General features: G+C 56.7%; 19 protein-coding genes. 11 read left to right on the forward strand and 8 right to left on the reverse strand.

The window, feature by feature from the left end; translation table 11 throughout:
• Window positions 1-1140 carry a glycoside hydrolase family 105 protein gene (locus RTU33_RS11550; RefSeq protein WP_312627452.1) on the forward strand — a complete coding sequence of 380 codons (1140 nt, stop codon included), beginning with the start codon at window positions 1-3 and terminating at the stop codon, window positions 1138-1140.
• A 73-nt stretch (window positions 1141-1213) separates the two neighbouring features.
• Here the strand turns inward: RTU33_RS11550 and argS are convergent, their stop codons facing one another.
• Window positions 1214-2947 carry an arginine--tRNA ligase gene (argS, locus tag RTU33_RS11555; protein ID WP_312627453.1) on the reverse strand — a complete coding sequence of 578 codons (1734 nt, stop codon included), beginning with the start codon at window positions 2945-2947 and terminating at the stop codon, window positions 1214-1216.
• Between the two features lie 187 nt (window positions 2948-3134).
• Between argS and RTU33_RS11560 the strand changes: the two genes are divergently transcribed.
• Together RTU33_RS11560 and cutC are read left to right on the forward strand one after the other, a co-directional pair.
• Window positions 3135-3707 (forward strand): VOC family protein, encoded by a 573-nt coding sequence (locus RTU33_RS11560; protein WP_312627455.1) that lies wholly within the window; start codon window positions 3135-3137, stop codon window positions 3705-3707.
• 66 nt (window positions 3708-3773) lie between these two features.
• Window positions 3774-4520 carry a copper homeostasis protein CutC gene (gene cutC, locus RTU33_RS11565; protein WP_312627456.1) on the forward strand — a complete coding sequence of 249 codons (747 nt, stop codon included), beginning with the start codon at window positions 3774-3776 and terminating at the stop codon, window positions 4518-4520.
• A 159-nt stretch (window positions 4521-4679) separates the two neighbouring features.
• Here cutC and cmoB read toward each other — a convergent pair whose 3' ends face one another.
• Genes cmoB through RTU33_RS11590 form a run of 5 tightly spaced genes read right to left on the reverse strand, consistent with a single transcriptional unit; the run spans window position 4680 to window position 8383 of the window.
• Window positions 4680-5654 (reverse strand): tRNA 5-methoxyuridine(34)/uridine 5-oxyacetic acid(34) synthase CmoB, encoded by a 975-nt coding sequence (gene cmoB / locus RTU33_RS11570; protein ID WP_312627457.1) that lies wholly within the window; start codon window positions 5652-5654, stop codon window positions 4680-4682.
• Entirely contained in the window at window positions 5651-6394 is a 744-nt protein-coding gene (gene cmoA / locus RTU33_RS11575; RefSeq protein ID WP_312627459.1) for a carboxy-S-adenosyl-L-methionine synthase CmoA, read from the reverse strand. The genes cmoB and cmoA overlap by 4 nt, the downstream gene beginning before the upstream one ends.
• Window positions 6395-6432: 38 nt before the next feature.
• Window positions 6433-6828, reverse strand: a complete 396-nt coding sequence (locus RTU33_RS11580; RefSeq protein ID WP_312627461.1) for an MAPEG family protein — start codon at window positions 6826-6828, stop codon at window positions 6433-6435.
• Window positions 6829-6878: 50 nt separating this feature from the next.
• On the reverse strand, window positions 6879-7820 hold the full coding sequence (locus RTU33_RS11585) for a DUF72 domain-containing protein (RefSeq protein WP_312627462.1): 942 nt from the start codon (window positions 7818-7820) through the stop codon (window positions 6879-6881).
• Window positions 7817-8383 carry a hydrolase gene (locus RTU33_RS11590; protein WP_312627491.1) on the reverse strand — a complete coding sequence of 189 codons (567 nt, stop codon included), beginning with the start codon at window positions 8381-8383 and terminating at the stop codon, window positions 7817-7819. Before RTU33_RS11590 ends, RTU33_RS11585 begins: the two co-directional genes overlap by 4 nt.
• Window positions 8384-8627: 244 nt before the next feature.
• On the opposite strand from RTU33_RS11590, the gene aspS reads away from it, so the two are divergent.
• From aspS to RTU33_RS11625, 7 genes are all read left to right on the forward strand, one after another.
• Complete coding sequence (aspS, locus tag RTU33_RS11595; RefSeq protein ID WP_312627464.1) at window positions 8628-10415, forward strand: aspartate--tRNA ligase; 1788 nt, start codon at window positions 8628-8630, stop codon at window positions 10413-10415.
• A gap of 1 nt (window position 10416) precedes the next feature.
• Window positions 10417-10860 carry a dihydroneopterin triphosphate diphosphatase gene (nudB, locus tag RTU33_RS11600; RefSeq protein ID WP_312627466.1) on the forward strand — a complete coding sequence of 148 codons (444 nt, stop codon included), beginning with the start codon at window positions 10417-10419 and terminating at the stop codon, window positions 10858-10860.
• A 27-nt stretch (window positions 10861-10887) separates the two neighbouring features.
• Window positions 10888-11628 carry a YebC/PmpR family DNA-binding transcriptional regulator gene (locus tag RTU33_RS11605; protein WP_312627468.1) on the forward strand — a complete coding sequence of 247 codons (741 nt, stop codon included), beginning with the start codon at window positions 10888-10890 and terminating at the stop codon, window positions 11626-11628.
• 37 nt (window positions 11629-11665) lie between these two features.
• Window positions 11666-12187, forward strand: coding sequence for a crossover junction endodeoxyribonuclease RuvC (gene ruvC / locus RTU33_RS11610; RefSeq protein WP_097163833.1), 522 nt, complete (start codon window positions 11666-11668; stop codon window positions 12185-12187).
• An 85-nt stretch (window positions 12188-12272) separates the two neighbouring features.
• Entirely contained in the window at window positions 12273-12884 is a 612-nt protein-coding gene (ruvA, locus tag RTU33_RS11615) for a Holliday junction branch migration protein RuvA (protein WP_312627471.1), read from the forward strand.
• 8 nt (window positions 12885-12892) lie between these two features.
• Window positions 12893-13903, forward strand: a complete 1011-nt coding sequence (ruvB, locus tag RTU33_RS11620; RefSeq protein ID WP_312627473.1) for a Holliday junction branch migration DNA helicase RuvB — start codon at window positions 12893-12895, stop codon at window positions 13901-13903.
• A gap of 161 nt (window positions 13904-14064) precedes the next feature.
• The gene (locus RTU33_RS11625; RefSeq protein WP_312627475.1) at window positions 14065-14973 is read left to right on the forward strand and encodes a hypothetical protein; all 909 of its coding nucleotides are present in this window, start codon (window positions 14065-14067) and stop codon (window positions 14971-14973) included.
• A gap of 37 nt (window positions 14974-15010) precedes the next feature.
• Here RTU33_RS11625 and znuB read toward each other — a convergent pair whose 3' ends face one another.
• Window positions 15011-15796: a zinc ABC transporter permease subunit ZnuB gene (gene znuB / locus RTU33_RS11630; protein WP_312627477.1), complete on the reverse strand. Its 786-nt coding sequence runs from the start codon at window positions 15794-15796 to the stop codon at window positions 15011-15013.
• The gene (znuC, locus tag RTU33_RS11635) at window positions 15793-16548 is read right to left on the reverse strand and encodes a zinc ABC transporter ATP-binding protein ZnuC (RefSeq protein WP_312627479.1); all 756 of its coding nucleotides are present in this window, start codon (window positions 16546-16548) and stop codon (window positions 15793-15795) included. Before znuC ends, znuB begins: the two co-directional genes overlap by 4 nt.
• Before the next feature lie 77 nt (window positions 16549-16625).
• On the opposite strand from znuC, the gene RTU33_RS11640 reads away from it, so the two are divergent.
• Window positions 16626-17155: metal ABC transporter solute-binding protein, Zn/Mn family (locus RTU33_RS11640; RefSeq protein ID WP_312627481.1), on the forward strand; the 530-nt coding region annotated here is incomplete at its 3' end.

Here is a 17155-nt window from a genome sequence, read left to right on the forward strand (position 1 = left end):
ATGAAAGTCTGGCCTGTCAAACACAGCCCATTACTGCGTCAGCCGGAGCGCTTTATCGCCCGGGACGAACTGAAAGCGCTGATCCAGAAGGTCACGCACAATCTGGTCAACATCAAGGATGAGAGTGGGGCGTTCCTGCTGCGCCTTGACGATGGGCGGGTGATTGACACCAAAGGCTGGGCGGGGTGGGAGTGGACCCACGGCGTCGGGCTCTACGGCATTCACCAGTATTTTCAGCAAACCGGTGATGAGCAGATGCGTGACATCATCGACGGCTGGTTTGCTGACCGTTTTGCCGAAGGGGCAACCACCAAAAACGTCAATACCATGGCGCCGTTCCTGACGCTGGCCTGGCGCTACGAGGAGACAAAAAATCCACAGTATCTGCCGTGGCTCGAAAGCTGGGCGGAGTGGGCGATGTACGACATGCCGCGCACCGGGCACGGCGGGATGCAGCACATCACCCTGGCGGAAGAAAACCATCAGCAGATGTGGGATGACACGCTGATGATGACCGTTCTGCCGCTGGCGAAAATCGGCAAGCTGCTGAATAAGCCGGAATACGTGGAGGAGGCGGTCTATCAGTTTCTGCTGCACGTGCAAAACCTGATGGACAAGCAGACGGGGCTCTGGTTCCACGGCTGGAGCTACGACGGGAAACATAACTTTGCTAATGCGCGCTGGGCCAGGGGCAACAGCTGGCTGACCATCGTCATTCCGGATTTTCTTGAGCTTGTGGATCTCCCGGAAAACAACGCCGTGCACCGTTACCTGGTGCAGGTGCTGAATGCACAGATTGCCGCGCTGGCGAAGTGCCAGGATGACAGCGGTCTGTGGCATACGCTGCTCGACGACCCGCACTCCTATCTTGAGGCTTCCGCCACGGCGGGCTTTGCTTACGGCATTCTGAAATCGGTGCGCAAGCGCTACGTGACCGGGGAATACGCGGAAGTGGCTGAGAAAGCGATTCGCGGCATTGTGGCGAATATCTCACCGGAAGGGGAGCTGCTGCAGACGTCGTTTGGCACCGGGATGGGTAGCAATCTGGACTTTTACCGCCAGATCCCGCTGACCTCGATGCCCTATGGCCAGGCGATGGCGATCCTTTGCCTGACGGAATATTTGCGGAAGTATTTCTGAGCATAAAAAAACCGGCAACGAATGCCGGTTTTTTGCAGGCCTGATAAGCGAAACGACATCAGGCAATGGGTTGTTACATCCGCTCTACGGTGTCGATACCGAGGGTATCCAGACCAAGCTTCAGCGTTTTCGCGGTCAGCAGCGCCAGCTTGAGGCGACTGTTACGCACTTCTTCGCTTTCAGCGCTCAGAATCGGGCAATGCTCGTAGAAGCCGGAGAAAAGACCGGCCAGATCGTAGAGGTATGCGCACATCACGTGCGGCGTACCTTCACGGGCAACCACGTTCAGGGTTTCTTCGAACTGCAGCAGGCGCGCAGCCAGCTGGGCTTCGCGATCTTCGGTAATGACTACGCTGGCGTTGACGATGGCGCTCTCATCCAGCTCCGCTTTACGGAATACGGACAGCACGCGGGTGTAGGCGTACTGCATGTACGGCGCGGTATTGCCTTCGAATGCCAGCATGTTGTCCCAGTCGAATACGTAATCGGTGGTGCGGTTTTTGGAGAGATCCGCGTATTTCACCGCACCGATACCGACGGTATTGGCCAGTTTTTCCAGCTCGTCGGCCGGCATGTCCGGGTTTTTCTCGGCAACCAGTTTGCGGGCTCGTTCGAGCGCTTCGTCCAGCAGATCGGCGAGCTTCACGGTGCCACCGGCGCGGGTTTTGAACGGCTTGCCGTCTTTGCCCAGCATCATGCCGAACATGTGGTGCTCCAGCGGCACGCTTTCCGGCACGTAACCGGCTTTACGTACGATGGTCCAGGCCTGCATCAGGTGCTGGTGCTGGCGCGAGTCGATGTAATAGAGCACGCGATCGGCATGCAGGTTTTCATAGCGATATTTCGCGCAGGCGATATCGGTGGTGGTGTAGAGGTAGCCGCCATCCTTTTTCTGGATGATGACGCCCATCGGGTCGCCGTCCTTGTTTTTGTACTCATCAAGGAACACCACGGTCGCGCCTTCGCTCTCAACCGCCAGGCCTTTGGCCTTCAGGTCTGCCACAATGCCCGGCAGCATGGGGTTGTACAGGCTTTCACCCATGACGTCGTCGCGGGTGAGGGTGACGTTCAGGCGATCGTAGGTGATCTGGTTTTGCGTCATGGTGATGTCGACCAGCTTGCGCCACATCTCGAGGAAGTACGCATCGCCGCCCTGCAATTTCACCACGTAGTTACGGGCGCGCTCGGCAAAGGCTTCATCTTCGTCGTAGTGCTTTTTCGCATCACGGTAGAAGCCTTCGAGATCGGCCAGCGCCATTTCACCGGCGTTGTCCTGCTGCTGTTTTTCCAGCCAGGCAATCAGCATCCCGAACTGGGTACCCCAGTCGCCGACGTGGTTGGCGCGGATCACTTTATGGCCGAGGAATTCCTGAGTACGGACGGCAGCATCGCCGATAATGGTGGAACGCAGGTGACCGACGTGCATTTCTTTGGCTACGTTCGGCGCAGAGTAGTCGATAACGATGGTCTGGGCTTCAGGCTTCGCCACGCCAAGACGATCGGATTTCAGCGCATCGTTTACGCCCTGGGCCAGAAACGCCGGATCGAGGAAAATATTGATAAAGCCCGGACCGGCAATTTCAACCTTGCTGGCGATGCCGCTGAGATCGAGGTGGGTCAGAACCTGCTCTGCAAGCTGTCGTGGCGCCATGCCCAGTTTTTTGGCAACGGCCATCATGCCGTTGGCCTGATAGTCGCCGAACTGAACTTTGGCTGACTGACGAACCTGCGGTTCGCAATCGGCAGGTGCACCTGCCGCAATCATCGCCTGACTGACTTTTTCTGAGAGAAGCGCCTGAATATTCACCGGAATACCTTACGTTATGGCGCTGCGCGAAAGCACAGGCAGCGCCGAAATGGGGAGAAATTAAGCCCGACAGTATACTGCATTTGCACCATGCCGTCAGCCCTGGCGCGGTGGGTTAATCAGCAGTTGGTTGTGCCAGTACAACAGGGTAAATTAGCGGCCTGCAAAACAAAGCAAAGGTGAGTATGTGAACTGGCAAACAATCGAGGCTCTACAGGATATTCACGCGGACTTGCCGCGTTTTGAGCAGGCGCTGCATGAACTGACGGCCCGCCTTGGGCTGGAAACCGGCCCGCTGAACGCAGACCACATCTCGCTGCGCTGCCACCAGAACGCCACGGCGGAACGCTGGCGTAACGGTTTTGAACAGTGTGGCGAACTGCTGTCTGAGAACATTATCAACGGTCGTCCGATTTGCCTGTTCAAATTGCATGAGCCGGTTTGCGTGGCGCACTGGCAGTTCACGGTTGTTGAGCTGCCGTGGCCGGGTGAAAAGCGCTATCCGCATGAAGGCTGGGAACACATCGAAATCGTTCTGCCCGGTGAGCCGGAAACGCTGAACGCGCGGGCGCTGGCGCTGCTCTCCGATGAGGGGTTAAGCCAGCCGGGTATTTTCGTCAAAACCAGTTCACCAAAAGGTGAGCGTGAACGCCTGCCGAACCCAACGCTTGCGGTGACAGACGGCAAAGTAACGATCAAATTCCACCCGTGGTCCATTGAAGAGATTGTTGCCAGCGAAGCAGGCGATACAACAATGTGAGCTTACGCGGCATCTGCGCCAAAAGAGTGTGTCATGATGTCGCACCCGTCAGAAAAGGAGAAGGGAATGGCTTTGCTGGAAGTGTGCTGTTACAGCATGGAGTGTGCGCGTGAGGCGCAGAACAGAGGCGCAGACCGCATTGAGCTGTGCGCCGCGCCGCTGGAAGGGGGCCTGACGCCGTCGCTGGGCGTGCTGAAATCGGTGCGCCAGCAGGTGACGATTCCCGTGCACCCGATTATTCGCCCGCGCGGCGGCGATTTTTGCTACACCGACGGCGAATTTGCCGCCATGCTCGAAGATGTGCGCACCGTACGTGGACTTGGCTTTCCGGGGCTGGTGATTGGCCTTCTGGATGCGCAAGGCAATGTGGATATGCCGCGGATGCGTCAGGTCATGGAAGCCGCAGGCGATCTGGCAGTCACTTTTCATCGCGCGTTTGATATGTGCGCGGATCCGCAGCAGGCCTTTGATAATCTGGCTGAACTTGGGGTGGCGCGTGTGCTGACCTCAGGGCAGCAGCCGTCGGCGGAAAAAGGACTTTCACTTCTTCGGGAACTTATTACCCGCAGTGATGCTCCAATCATTATGGCAGGTGCTGGCGTGCGCGCCGGTAATCTGGCGTTGTTCCTTGATGCAGGAATACGAGAGGTTCACAGCTCTGCCGGGCAGTGGGTGCCTTCGGCGATGCAGTACCGCAATCCGGGATTATCGATGTCGACAGACCCGACGGCAGATGAGTATTCACGATACGCCGTCAACGGCGAATCGGTAGCAGAGATGAAGGCGATCGTTGACCGCTACAAGCCACAGTGATTTTACCGTGCATCATGTCGCCCAATGTGATGCTTATTTGTACCAGGCCCCTGCCATTAACAGGGGCCTTTTTTTATCTGATGCCCGGCGGCGCTTAGCTTGCACGGGCCTACAAGTACGAATCGGTAGGCTGGATAAGCGAAAGTGCCATCCGGTAATTTATGGCTTTTTCGCCACAATCACCGCCCGCAGCGGAGCAGGGTAGCCTTCAATGGTTTTGCTGTTGTCGTTCGGGTCGAGGAAGTCGGCGAGCGACTCGGTGACCATCCACTCGGTGCGGCGCTGCTCTTCGGTGCTGGTGACGTTCATGTCCACAATTCGCACGTCAACAAACCCGCATTTTTCCAGCCACTGCTTCAGCGCCGGAGCCGACGGAATGAAGTAGACGTTGCGCATCTGTGCGTAGCGGTCACCCGGTACCAGCACGGTGTTTTCATCGCCTTCGACAACTAGCGTTTCCAGCACCAGCTCGCCTTCGCTGACCAGCTGGTCTTTTAGCTGCCACAGGTGCTCAAGCGGCGATCGGCGGTGATACAGCACGCCCATCGAGAAGACGGTATCAAACGCATTAAGCGCAGGGAGCTGTTCAATGCCGAGCGGCAACAGGTGCGCGCGCTGATCGTTGCCCAGCAGCTTACGCACCGCTTCGAACTGACAGAGGAAAAGCTGAGTCGGGTCGATACCGACCGCGAGCTTCGCGCCTGCGCCAATCATGCGCCACATGTGATAACCGCTGCCGCAGCCCACGTCGAGAATGGTGCGGCCGGTTAAATCAGACAGATGAGGCAGCACGCGATCCCATTTCCAGTCGGAGCGCCATTCGGTGTCGATATCAACGCCGTACAGTGAAAATGGCCCTTTGCGCCACGGCATCAGGTTGCGCAGCAGCACTTCCATGCGCGTCTTCTGGCCTTCGCTTAACGGCGTTTCGCTTTCCGCGGTGACGCTGTGCAGCAAATCCAGCTTCCACGGCTGAATTTCCGGCATAAACTCTACGGCGCGCGACCACTGCTTCATCAGACCGTGGACGCCTTCACGCTGCCAGGCGCCAATCTGGGCAGGCAGCGTTTCCAGCCAGCGGGAGAGCAGCGGATCTTTGGCGATCAACTGATAGAAATTGCCAAACTCGATCATTCGTCTGCTCCGGCTTTCAGCGCGACCAGCGAACCGAAGTTAAAGCACTGGAACCATAGCTCGCTGTGGGCAAACCCGGCGGTATGCAGGCGCGCTTTATGGGTTTCCACTGAATCGGTAAGCATCACGTTTTCCAGCATGCTGCGCTTCTGGCTGATCTCCAGCTCGCTGTAGCCATTCGCCCGCTTGAAGTCATGATGCATATTGAACAGCAACTCGCCGACTTTTTGGTCTTCGAAGCTGAATTTCTCCGACAGCACCAGCGCTCCGCCTGGGTTAAGGCCCTGACAGATTTTCGTCAGCAACGCCTGGCGCTCTGCGGGCTCGAGGAATTGCAGGGTGAAGTTGAGGACCACCATCGAGGCGTTCTCAATCTGAACGTCACGGATGTCGCCTTCAATAATCTCCACCGGGGTCGGGGCTTTATAAGCATCAATATGACGACGGCAGCGCTCGACCATTGCCGGGGAGTTATCAATACCGATGATTTTGCAGCCTTCAGCGGCGATATTACGGCGAATCGACAGGGTTGCGGCGCCGAGAGAGCAGCCGAGGTCATACACCTGTGTGTCGGGCTGAACAAAACGCTCCGCCAGCATGCCTATCATCGAAATGATATTGGAGTAGCCTGGTACGGAACGCTGGATCATGTCGGGGAAGACTTCGGCTACCCGTTCATCAAAGGTCCAGTCGCCCAGGCTTGCGATCGGAGCAGAAAAAAGCGTGTCGCGATGGGGCATAACGTGATTCCAGAAAATAAAAAACGGCGTATTGTGCGCTAACGCAGGGAGAAAACCAACTCCCAGGGCAGATACCAGAGGTTTGCCAGCACCATCAGCACAAGCGAACACCAGGTGGCGCTCATCGCCGAGCGCCGCCAGCGAAACAGTCGATGGTGGAAGCCGTAATAGTGCATCAGGCGTCCGGCAATCAGCAGCAGCCCGCAGACGTGCACCATCCAGGTTTCCGCGCCGTTCATCTCCATAAACAGCAGTAACAGCAGGCCAATGGGGATATATTCCACCGCGTTACCGTGAATGCGGATGGCGCTTTGCAGTTCGCTGAAGCCGCCGTCACCGTAGGCGACGCGATACTGCTGGCGCAGGCGAACCACGTCGAAAGAAAACTTAATTAACAGCAACGCACCTAATACGGCGTAAAGCGCGCTAACCATACAAACTCCCTTTACTGACTGATGGCTCTGATTCTGGCAGGAAGAATAACTCAAAAAAGCGAAGTTTGCTGCGGGATGGCGGGAGCCGGGCCAATCTCCGGCAGAGCCTGCCGTAAATCTGCCCACAGGGTGTCCACCAGTTCTGGCGCCTGAGCTATATCCGGTGTGTGCAGGAAAAGGTACGGCGTAGTGCTGGCCGCCCACTTTGGCAGCGCTTTCAGCCAGACGGCAAACATTTCACGGTTTTGCAGCATGTTGTCGCTGCCGATAAAGCGCACCATCGGATTTTGCGCCGTCACCACGGCATGAACATGCACCTTCGGTTTTTTACGCTGGGCTTCAATGATGGCTTCACTGTGCGGAACGGCGCTGTGAACCGGTCGGCTGTCGAGTATCACCCGATTCACGCCGCGCTCGTGCAGACCGCGGTTGAGCTGCTTCTCCTCTTCGCCTTTGGTGAAAAAGCGTTGATGGCGGACTTCCACCCCGTAGGTAAACTCCTTCGGTAACGTATCAAGAAACTGCCACAGCGCCGGCAAATCAGCCGGTGCAAACGTGGCGGGCAGCTGCAGCCAGTACTGACCGATGCGGTTAGCCAGCGGATGCATGCGATCGAAAAATTCGGCCGTTAAATCGTCGCAATGCCTGAGCGAGGCCTGATGGCTTATCGTTGCCGGGAATTTAAAGCAGAAACGAAACGCGTCGGTGGTTTGCTCGCGCCAGCGCTGAACGATTTCTGCGCGGGGCAGGGCATAGAGCGTGGTGTTACCCTCCACACAGTTAAAGTGGCGGGCGTACTCTTCGAGGCTGGTGATGCCAAGGCGCACCCATTTAGGGTGCGACCATTGCGGCAGGCCGATATAAACTCGTCGCTTTTCACGCTGCAAATGCGTTGGCTGCACCTGTTCACCCCGGTCACTTACTTCAGTAAGCTCCCGGGGATTTACAGGTTTGCCGCCTTTCTGCAACGCGAAAATCTTAGAGTTACTCATAGGGAAGAGATAATTTCCTCTGTGCTGCGCACGCGACCCAGACGCGGGAAGATGTTTTTCATACTGCCCTGATGCTGGTCGGCGCTTGCTGCGCTGCACGCATCTTCGGCAATCACTAAGTTAAAGCCCAGTTCCCACGCGTTGCGGGCGGTGGATTCCACGCCGATATTGGTGGAAATGCCGCAGAGAATAATGGTGTCGATTCCGCGACGACGCAGCTGCAGCTCCAGGTCGGTGCCGTAGAACGCGCCCCACTGACGCTTGGTTACTTCAATATCGCTCTCTTTTTTACCCAGCGCCTGCGGGTATGTCCACCAGTTGTCTGGCAGCGCATGAGCGGCAGCCTGGGCATCCACAGGCTGCTTCAACGCTTCGGCGAAATCAGCAGACCAGCCGACGCGGACCATGACAACGGGCGATCCCTGCGCGCGACATTTCTCGGCGAGCTTCGCCGATTTCGCGACCACGTCGTCAGCCGTGTGCGGTCCGCCCGCGAAAGGCAGAATGCCTTCCTGAAGATCAATCACGACCAGCGCGGTTTTTTTTGCGTTCAGTTCAATCATCATCATCCCCGTTAAATCACTTGATTAGGCCGCTAACCATACGCTGAGAGGCGTCCTGGCCGCGTCACAAAATTGTTAATTTTTGTGAGCAGGCACGAAGAGCGTACAGCAAACGTGCGCCTGGTGCGCGACGGACTTATCCTGAGCCAGAATTTCCAGTATAATAGCCCCCTTTTTTCATCCAGTTGTGACATTCAGCTAAAGCTGCGACAGGTGTGCCTGCGGCTAAGTTAAGGGAACTCTCATGCGTACAGAATATTGCGGGCAGCTGCGTCAGTCCCACGTTGGGCAGCAGGTGACTCTGTGTGGTTGGGTCAACCGCCGCCGTGATCTCGGCAGCCTTATCTTCATCGATATGCGTGACCGCGAAGGCATCGTGCAGGTGTTTTTCGATCCGGACACGGCCGAAGCCCTAAAGCTGGCTTCCGAACTGCGTAATGAGTTCTGCATTAAAGTCACCGGCACCGTGCGTGCGCGTGATGCGAAAAACGTCAACGCCGATATGGCGACAGGCGAAATCGAAGTGCTGGCATCTGACCTCGAGATCATCAACCGTTCAGACGCTCTGCCGCTCGATTCTAACCACGTTAACACCGAAGAAGCGCGTCTGAAGTACCGCTATCTCGACCTGCGTCGTCCGGAAATGGCAAACCGCCTGAAGACTCGCGCCAAAATCACCAGCTTCGTGCGCCGCTTTATGGATGACCACGGTTTCCTCGATATCGAAACCCCGATGCTGACCAAAGCCACGCCGGAAGGCGCGCGTGACTATCTGGTGCCATCCCGCGTGCACAAAGGCAAGTTCTATGCGCTGCCACAGTCTCCTCAGCTGTTCAAACAGCTGCTGATGATGTCCGGTTTCGATCGCTATTATCAGATTGTGAAATGCTTCCGTGACGAAGACCTGCGCGCCGACCGCCAGCCTGAATTTACTCAGATCGACGTTGAAACGTCCTTCATGACTGCCCCTCAGGTGCGTGAAGTGATGGAAGCGATGGTGCGTCAGCTGTGGCTGGAAATCAAAGGCGTGGATCTGGGTGATTTCCCGATCATGACCTTTGCCGAAGCCGAGCGTCGTTACGGTTCCGATAAGCCAGACCTGCGTAACCCGATGGAGCTGGTCGATGTTGCTGACCTGCTGAAAAGCGTTGAGTTTGCCGTGTTTGCTGGCCCGGCAAATGATGCCAAAGGCCGCGTTGCCGCACTGCGCGTTCCTGGCGGTGCGAGCCTGAGCCGTAAGCAGATCGACGACTACGGCAACTTCATTAAGATCTACGGCGCGAAAGGTCTGGCCTATATTAAAGTCACCGAGCGTGCAAAAGGTCTGGAAGGCATCACCAGCCCGGTTGCAAAATTCCTCAACGCTGAAATCATTGAAGAGATCCTGAACCGCACCGGTGCGCAGGATGGCGACATGATCTTCTTCGGCGCGGACAACAAAAAAGTGGTTGCAGACTCGATGGGTGCGCTGCGCCTGAAAGTCGGTAAAGATCTGAGCATCACTGACGAAGCCAAATGGGCGCCGCTGTGGGTTATTGACTTCCCGATGTTCGAAGACGACGGCGAAGGCGGCCTGACCGCGATGCACCATCCGTTCACGTCACCAAAAGACATGACGGCATCTGAGCTGAAAACCTCTGCTGAAGACGCCGTGGCGAATGCCTACGATATGGTCATTAATGGCTATGAAGTGGGTGGCGGTTCGGTCCGTATCCACAGCGGTGAAATGCAGCAGACTGTGTTCGGCATTCTGGGCATCAACGAACAGGAACAGCGCGAGAAGTTCGGCTTCCTGTTAGACGCCCTGAAGTACGGCACGCCGCCGCACGCGGGCCTGGCGTTTGGTCTGGACCGTCTGACCATGCTGCTGACCGGCACCGACAACATCCGTGATGTTATCGCCTTCCCGAAAACCACCGCGGCAGCGTGCCTGATGACCGAAGCGCCAAGCTTCGCTAATCCGGCTTCTCTGAGCGAACTGGGTATCCAGGTTGTGGCGAAAGAGGCAAAAGAGTCTGCGGAGAACAAGTAAAATGACATTCAAGCGCCCGGTTTCTGTTTTAGTGGTGATTTATGCCCAGGACACGAAGCGGGTGCTGATGTTGCAGCGACGCGACGATCCAGCGTTCTGGCAGTCGGTTACCGGCAGCCTTGAAGAAGGTGAAACCGCGTTGCAGGCCGCCGTACGTGAAGTAAAGGAAGAGGTCGCCATTGACGTTGCCGACGAGCAGCTGGCCTTAATCGACTGTCAGCGCACGGTGGAGTTTGAAATCTTTACGCATTTACGTCATCGCTATGCTCCAGGCACTGAGCGCAATACGGAATCGTGGTTCTGTCTTGCGCTGCCTCACGAACGTCAGCCAGAGATCAGTGAACATCTCGCCTGGCGCTGGGTTGCTGCGGCTGAGGCCGTCGCACTCACCAAATCGTGGAGCAACCGGCAGGCGATTGAAGAATTTGTAATTAAAGCGGCCTGAGGGCTGCTCTTTTCGGAGAATATTTTTATGGCAGGTCATAGTAAATGGGCCAACACCAAGCACCGCAAAGCGGCACAGGATGCCAAGCGCGGTAAGATCTTCACCAAAATCATTCGCGAGCTGGTTACCGCTGCGCGTCTGGGCGGCGGCGATGCGGGCTCTAACCCACGTCTGCGTGCGGCCATCGACAAAGCGCTGTCCAATAACATGACGCGTGACACCCTGAACCGTGCAATCGCACGCGGCGTGGGCGGCGATGAAGACGCGAACATGGAAACCATCATTTATGAAGGTTACGGCCCTGGCGGCACCGCGGTAATGGTGGAATGCCTGTCTGACAACCGTAACCGTACCGTTGCCGAAGTGCGTCACGCCTTCACCAAAACCGGCGGCAATCTTGGCACCGATGGTTCTGTGGCATACCTGTTCAGCAAAAAAGGCGTGATTTCCTTCGAGCAGGGCGACGAAGACGCGATCATGGAAGCGGCGCTGGAAGCGGGTGCGGAAGACGTTGTGACCTTCGACGACGGCGCGATTGACGTGTACACCGCGTGGGAAGAAATGGGTGCAGTGCGAGACGCGCTGGAAGCGGCTGGCCTGAAAGTGGACAACGCTGAAGTCTCCATGATTCCATCCACCAAAGCGGACATGGACGCGGAAACCGCACCAAAACTGCTGCGCCTGATCGACATGCTGGAAGACTGTGACGACGTCCAGGAAGTCTACCACAACGGCGAGATCTCTGATGAGGTGGCGGCTACGCTGTAATGGCGCACTGTCAATCTGACCTGACCGGAGACGCGTGATGGCGATCATTCTCGGCATTGACCCGGGCTCACGCGTGACCGGTTACGGCGTTATTCGTCAGGTTGGACGGCAGCTAACCTACCTTGGCAGCGGCTGTATTCGCACCAAAGTGGAAGATCTGCCGTCGCGCCTGAAGCTGATTTACGCTGGCGTGTCGGAAATCATCACCCAGTTCCAGCCGGATTTCTTCGCCATTGAACAGGTGTTTATGGCGAAGAACGCCGACTCTGCGCTGAAGCTTGGCCAGGCGCGGGGCGTGGCGATCGTTGCGGCGGTAAACCAGGATCTTCCTGTGTTTGAGTACGCAGCCCGCCAGGTGAAGCAAACCGTCGTCGGCAACGGCGGCGCGGAAAAGAGCCAGGTGCAGCACATGGTGCGTACCTTGCTTAAGCTTCCGGCTAACCCGCAGGCGGATGCCGCCGATGCGCTGGCGATTGCCATCACGCATTGCCACATCAGCCAGAACGCGATGCAGATGAGTGAATCAAGGCTCAACCTGGCGCGCGGAAGATTACGCTAGAATAAGCGAATAGAGGCTGGATATTCATCCAGCCTTTTTTTATGATAGCGCATTGGCTTTAACTCTCAATACGCAGGAGCGTCACGTGATCGGCAGACTCAGAGGCATCATCATTGAAAAACAACCCCCGCTGGTTTTACTGGAGGCGGGCGGCGTGGGCTATGAAGTGCATATGCCGATGACCTGTTTCTACGAGCTGCCGGATCAGGGCAAAGAGGCCATCATCTTCACCCACTTCGTGGTGCGTGAAGACGCGCAGCTGCTGTTTGGTTTCAACAACAAGCAAGAGCGCACGCTGTTTAAAGAGTTGATTAAAACCAACGGCGTTGGGCCAAAGCTGGCGCTGGCGATCCTTTCCGGCATGTCGGCTCCGCAGTTTGTGAACGCCGTAGAGCGTGAAGATTCCGCTGCGCTGGTGAAACTGCCGGGCATCGGGAAGAAAACCGCCGAGCGTCTGGTGGTGGAAATGAAGGACCGCTTCAAAGGTCTGCACGGCGACCTGTTTACGCCAGCCGCCGATCTGGTACTGACCTCTCCGGCAAGCCAGGCTTCGGACGATGCCGAACAGGAAGCGGTTGCTGCACTGGTGGCGCTGGGCTATAAACCACAGGAAGCCAGCCGGATGGTGAGCAAAATTGCCACGCCGGATGCCAGCAGTGAAACGCTAATCCGCGACGCGCTTCGCGCCGCGATGTGAGGTAACGGATGATTGAAGCTGACCGCCTGGTCTCCGCAGACAGTATTACCCCTGATGACGTTGTCGATCGTGCGATTCGCCCGAAGCTGCTGGAAGAGTATATCGGCCAGCCGCAGGTGCGCTCGCAGATGGAAATCTTTATTCAGGCGGCGAAGCTGCGCGGTGAAGCGCTCGATCATCTGCTGATTTTCGGCCCGCCGGGGCTCGGTAAAACAACCCTTGCCAATATCGTCGCCAACGAAATGGGCGTTAACCTGCGCACCACCTCCGGCCCGGTGCTGGAAAAGGCGGGCGATCTGGCGGCGATGCTGACCAACCTCGAACCGCACGACGTGCTGTTCATCGACGAAATTCACCGTCTTTCTCCGGTTGTCGAAGAAGTGCTCTATCCGGCGATGGAAGATTATCAGCTGGATATCATGATTGGCGAAGGCCCCGCGGCACGCTCCATTAAAATCGATCTCCCGCCGTTTACCCTGATTGGTGCGACAACTCGCGCTGGCTCGCTGACTTCGCCGCTGCGCGACCGCTTCGGCATCGTGCAGCGCCTCGAGTTTTATCAGGTGCCGGATCTACAGCATATCGTCGGGCGCAGCGCCCGCTTTATGGGGCTTGAGATGAGCGATGAAGGCGCGCTGGAAGTCGCCCGTCGCGCGCGCGGCACGCCGCGTATCGCTAACCGCCTGCTGCGGCGCGTGCGCGACTTCGCCGAAGTACGCCACGATGGCACCATCTCTTTGGAGATTGCCGCCCAGGCGCTGGACATGCTGAACGTCGATGCGGAAGGCTTCGACTACATGGACCGCAAACTGCTGCTGGCGGTGATCGACAAATTCTTCGGCGGCCCGGTGGGGCTGGATAACCTGGCGGCGGCAATCGGTGAAGAGCGTGAAACGATAGAAGACGTGCTGGAGCCGTACCTGATTCAGCAGGGCTTTATCCAGCGCACGCCGCGCGGGCGTATGGCGACTGTCCGCGCCTGGAATCACTTCGGCATCACGCCCCCGGAAATGCCTTAACGGCGGCTTTCAGCTGCCTCTACGGGCCACCCATCTAAGAATACTGCTGCTGCTGAAATCTGATTTCTGCGGCGCAATTCGCTCATGCCTGCTGTCGCCTGCGCATTGTTATTATAATTCCCGCCTTCTGAAAGGATTCGCCCCGTGGGCGGGAGCATATTATGGAAACAGGCAGTAAATCTCTCGGTATCATCACCTACATTGACGATACGCCAGCGATGCGCGAGGAGTTCACCTGGCTTTATAAAAGCTGGATCTACAGCGGATGCTGGAAACGTTCAGATCTGGTCATCGCACATCATCCGGCACTGAGCGGTACCTTTCCGGATGAACCGGGCCTGATTACGCTTCCCGTTCTGCCTTACTCTCAGACTGAACCGTTGTTTGAAAACTATCACTTCATCAACTCTATCGCCTGCCTGAGCGGAGCACATATAAACGATCTTCTGCGCCAGTATCGCTGGCTGCTGAGAACCGATGCGGACGTTTTTCTGACGCATTATCTGGCTGATTTTGAGCCGATTTACCCGGTTCATGGGCGAGGAAATTATCACTTCCGGGCAGATTTCAGAGAGAAAATGCTCGATTTTTGCAAGCGTCACAATGTCCGACACGATCACCGTTTTGGCTGTGGTCATTCCGTTATGCTCGACAGCGACAAGATGATTGCGTTTCTCGATCGCCAGATGCACTGGGCAAGAATGCTGGCAGAGGATTTTGGCCCGGACAAAGCGAATTGGGGAACCTGGCCGGGATGGTACAGAAGCGTCTTATCAATGTATGCCGCGGAGATAGCGGCCAATGAGCGCTGGGGCGACTACCTGCAAAATTGTCGCGAACGTGTTCTGGATATGGAAAGCAATAACGATGGATTCATTGACGGACTGACGTTGCATATTCACGCGACAGCGGGCAGCACGTGCTTCTCAAAATATAAATATCGCCAGGGGGAATACGACGCTATTCAGCCGGACGAACTCGATCGGCGTCGTGTGGGGGAGTATTGCCTGTGGATTGCGAAGATGGACATCAATGCGCTGAAAGTGTTAGCGGGATATGGTTATGAATGATATGCCCGGCAACGAGTGCGCCGCCGGGCAATGGAGACTACTGCGCCGTTTTCTTGCTCATGCTAAGCATAAACAGCGCGGCGGCGCAGAGCACCACTGAAGGCCCAGCGGGCGTGTCGTAGAGCGCCGAGAACGTCAGGCCGCCGGTGACTGCAATCATTCCCACGCCCACGGCAATTCCTGCCATCTGCTCCGGCGTGCGGGCAAAACGGCGTGCGGTGGCGGCAGGAATAATCAGTAGCGAAGTGATAATCAACGCGCCGACAAACTTCATCGCCACACCGATGGTCAATGCGGTCACCAGCATCAGCAGCAGCTTAACGCGCTGGAGCTTCACGCCGTCGACAAAGGCCAGATCCGGGCTGATGGTCATCGACAGCAGATTTCGCCACTGCCAGAGCAGAATGGCGACAACCACAATCACGCCGAGCGCAATGGATACCAGATCTTGTGGCGTGACGGCCAGCAGATCGCCAAACAGATATGCCATCAGATCGACGCGCACGTTGGACATCAGGCTGACTACCACCAGGCCCAGCGACAATGCGCTGTGCGCCATAATTCCGAGCAGCGTGTCCACCGCGAGGTGAGGGCGGCGCTCAAGCCACACCAGACCTGCTGCCAGAATCAGCGTTACGGCAATAACGGCATAAAATGGATTCACGTTTAACAACAGGCCAAACGCCACGCCGAGCAATGAGGCGTGCGCCAGCGTATCACCAAAATAGGACATCCGACGCCAGACCACGAACGAGCCGAGCGGGCCCGCGGCGCAGGCCAGCATGATCCCGGCGAGCCAGCCGGGAAACAGTAATTCAATCATGAGCGGTCGTTCCCTCTGCGCAGAACAATGCGTCCCTGTAAATCGTGGCGGTGATTGTGCTGATGACGATAGATGCCGAGCTGCTGTGCGCCGCGTGGGCCAAACATCGAAATAAATTCCGGATGCATCGAAACCACTTCCGGCGTGCCGGAGCAGCAGATGTGATGGTTCAGGCACAGTACTTCGTCGGTTTTCGCCATGACCAGATGGAGGTCATGAGACACCATCAGCACCGCGCAGTCGAGTTCGGTTCGAAGCTGGTCGATAAGGTCATACAACGCAACCTGGCCGTTGACATCTACGCCCTGAGTTGGCTCATCGAGCACAAGAAGCTGCGGGCGGTTAAGCAGAGCGCGAGCCAGCAGCACGCGCTGGGTTTCCCCACCGGAAAGTTTCTGCATTGGCGCATCCATAAGATGGCCTGCCTGGACACGTTTTAGTGCCGGGAGGATCTCGTCTTTGCGCGTGCCGGGACGCAGACGCAGAAAACGATTGACGGTTAAGGGCAGGGTGGCATCAAGATGTACTTTCTGCGGGACGTAGCCGATCCGCAGTTTTCCGTCACGCTTGATAGTACCGGAATCCGGTGCTACCAGCCCGAGCACCACGCGCACAAGAGTGGACTTTCCTGCGCCATTTGGCCCAAGAAGAGTAAGAATTTTGCCAGGCTTCAGCGCCAGCGAGATAGCGGACAGCACGCGGCGCTGGCCGAAGGAGACCGAGATATTTTCGAGCGTTACGAGATTCGTCATGACAATTTGGGGTTGCACAAGTCAGTGAATGTTATAATATCACACTTCTTTCATTCATTACGAACATAAGACGCATTATGTTACATAAAAAGACGCTTCTTTTCGCAGCCTTCTCCGCAGCATTTTTCAGCACGACAATGACCCAGGCTAATGCTGCCGTCGTGGCTTCCCTTAAGCCTCTCGGATTCATCGCTTCCGCTATCGCCGACGGCGTCACACCAACGGAAGTTTTACTGCCGGACGGGGCGTCCGAGCATGACTATGCGCTGCGCCCAAGTGATGCAAAACGCTTACGAAACGCCGACTTAGTGGTGTGGATTGGTCCGGAAATGGAAGCATTTATGGACAAAACGGCTACTGCGTTTCCTGAATCCAAAAAGGTGACGATTTCTATGCTGCCGGGCGTGAAACCGTTGCTCATAAAAGGGGCTGATGACGATGAACATGACCACGACCATGACCATGGTACGGCGGAAAAAGGTGATGAAGATCACCATCATGGTGAGTACAACATGCACCTGTGGCTGTCGCCAGAGATAGCGCGCCTGTCGGCGGTTGCAATCCACGATAAATTAGTGGAACTTATGCCGCAAAGTCGAGCCAAACT

This window comes from Scandinavium sp. (assembly GCF_032012665.1).
Lineage (GTDB): Bacteria > Pseudomonadota > Gammaproteobacteria > Enterobacterales > Enterobacteriaceae > Scandinavium.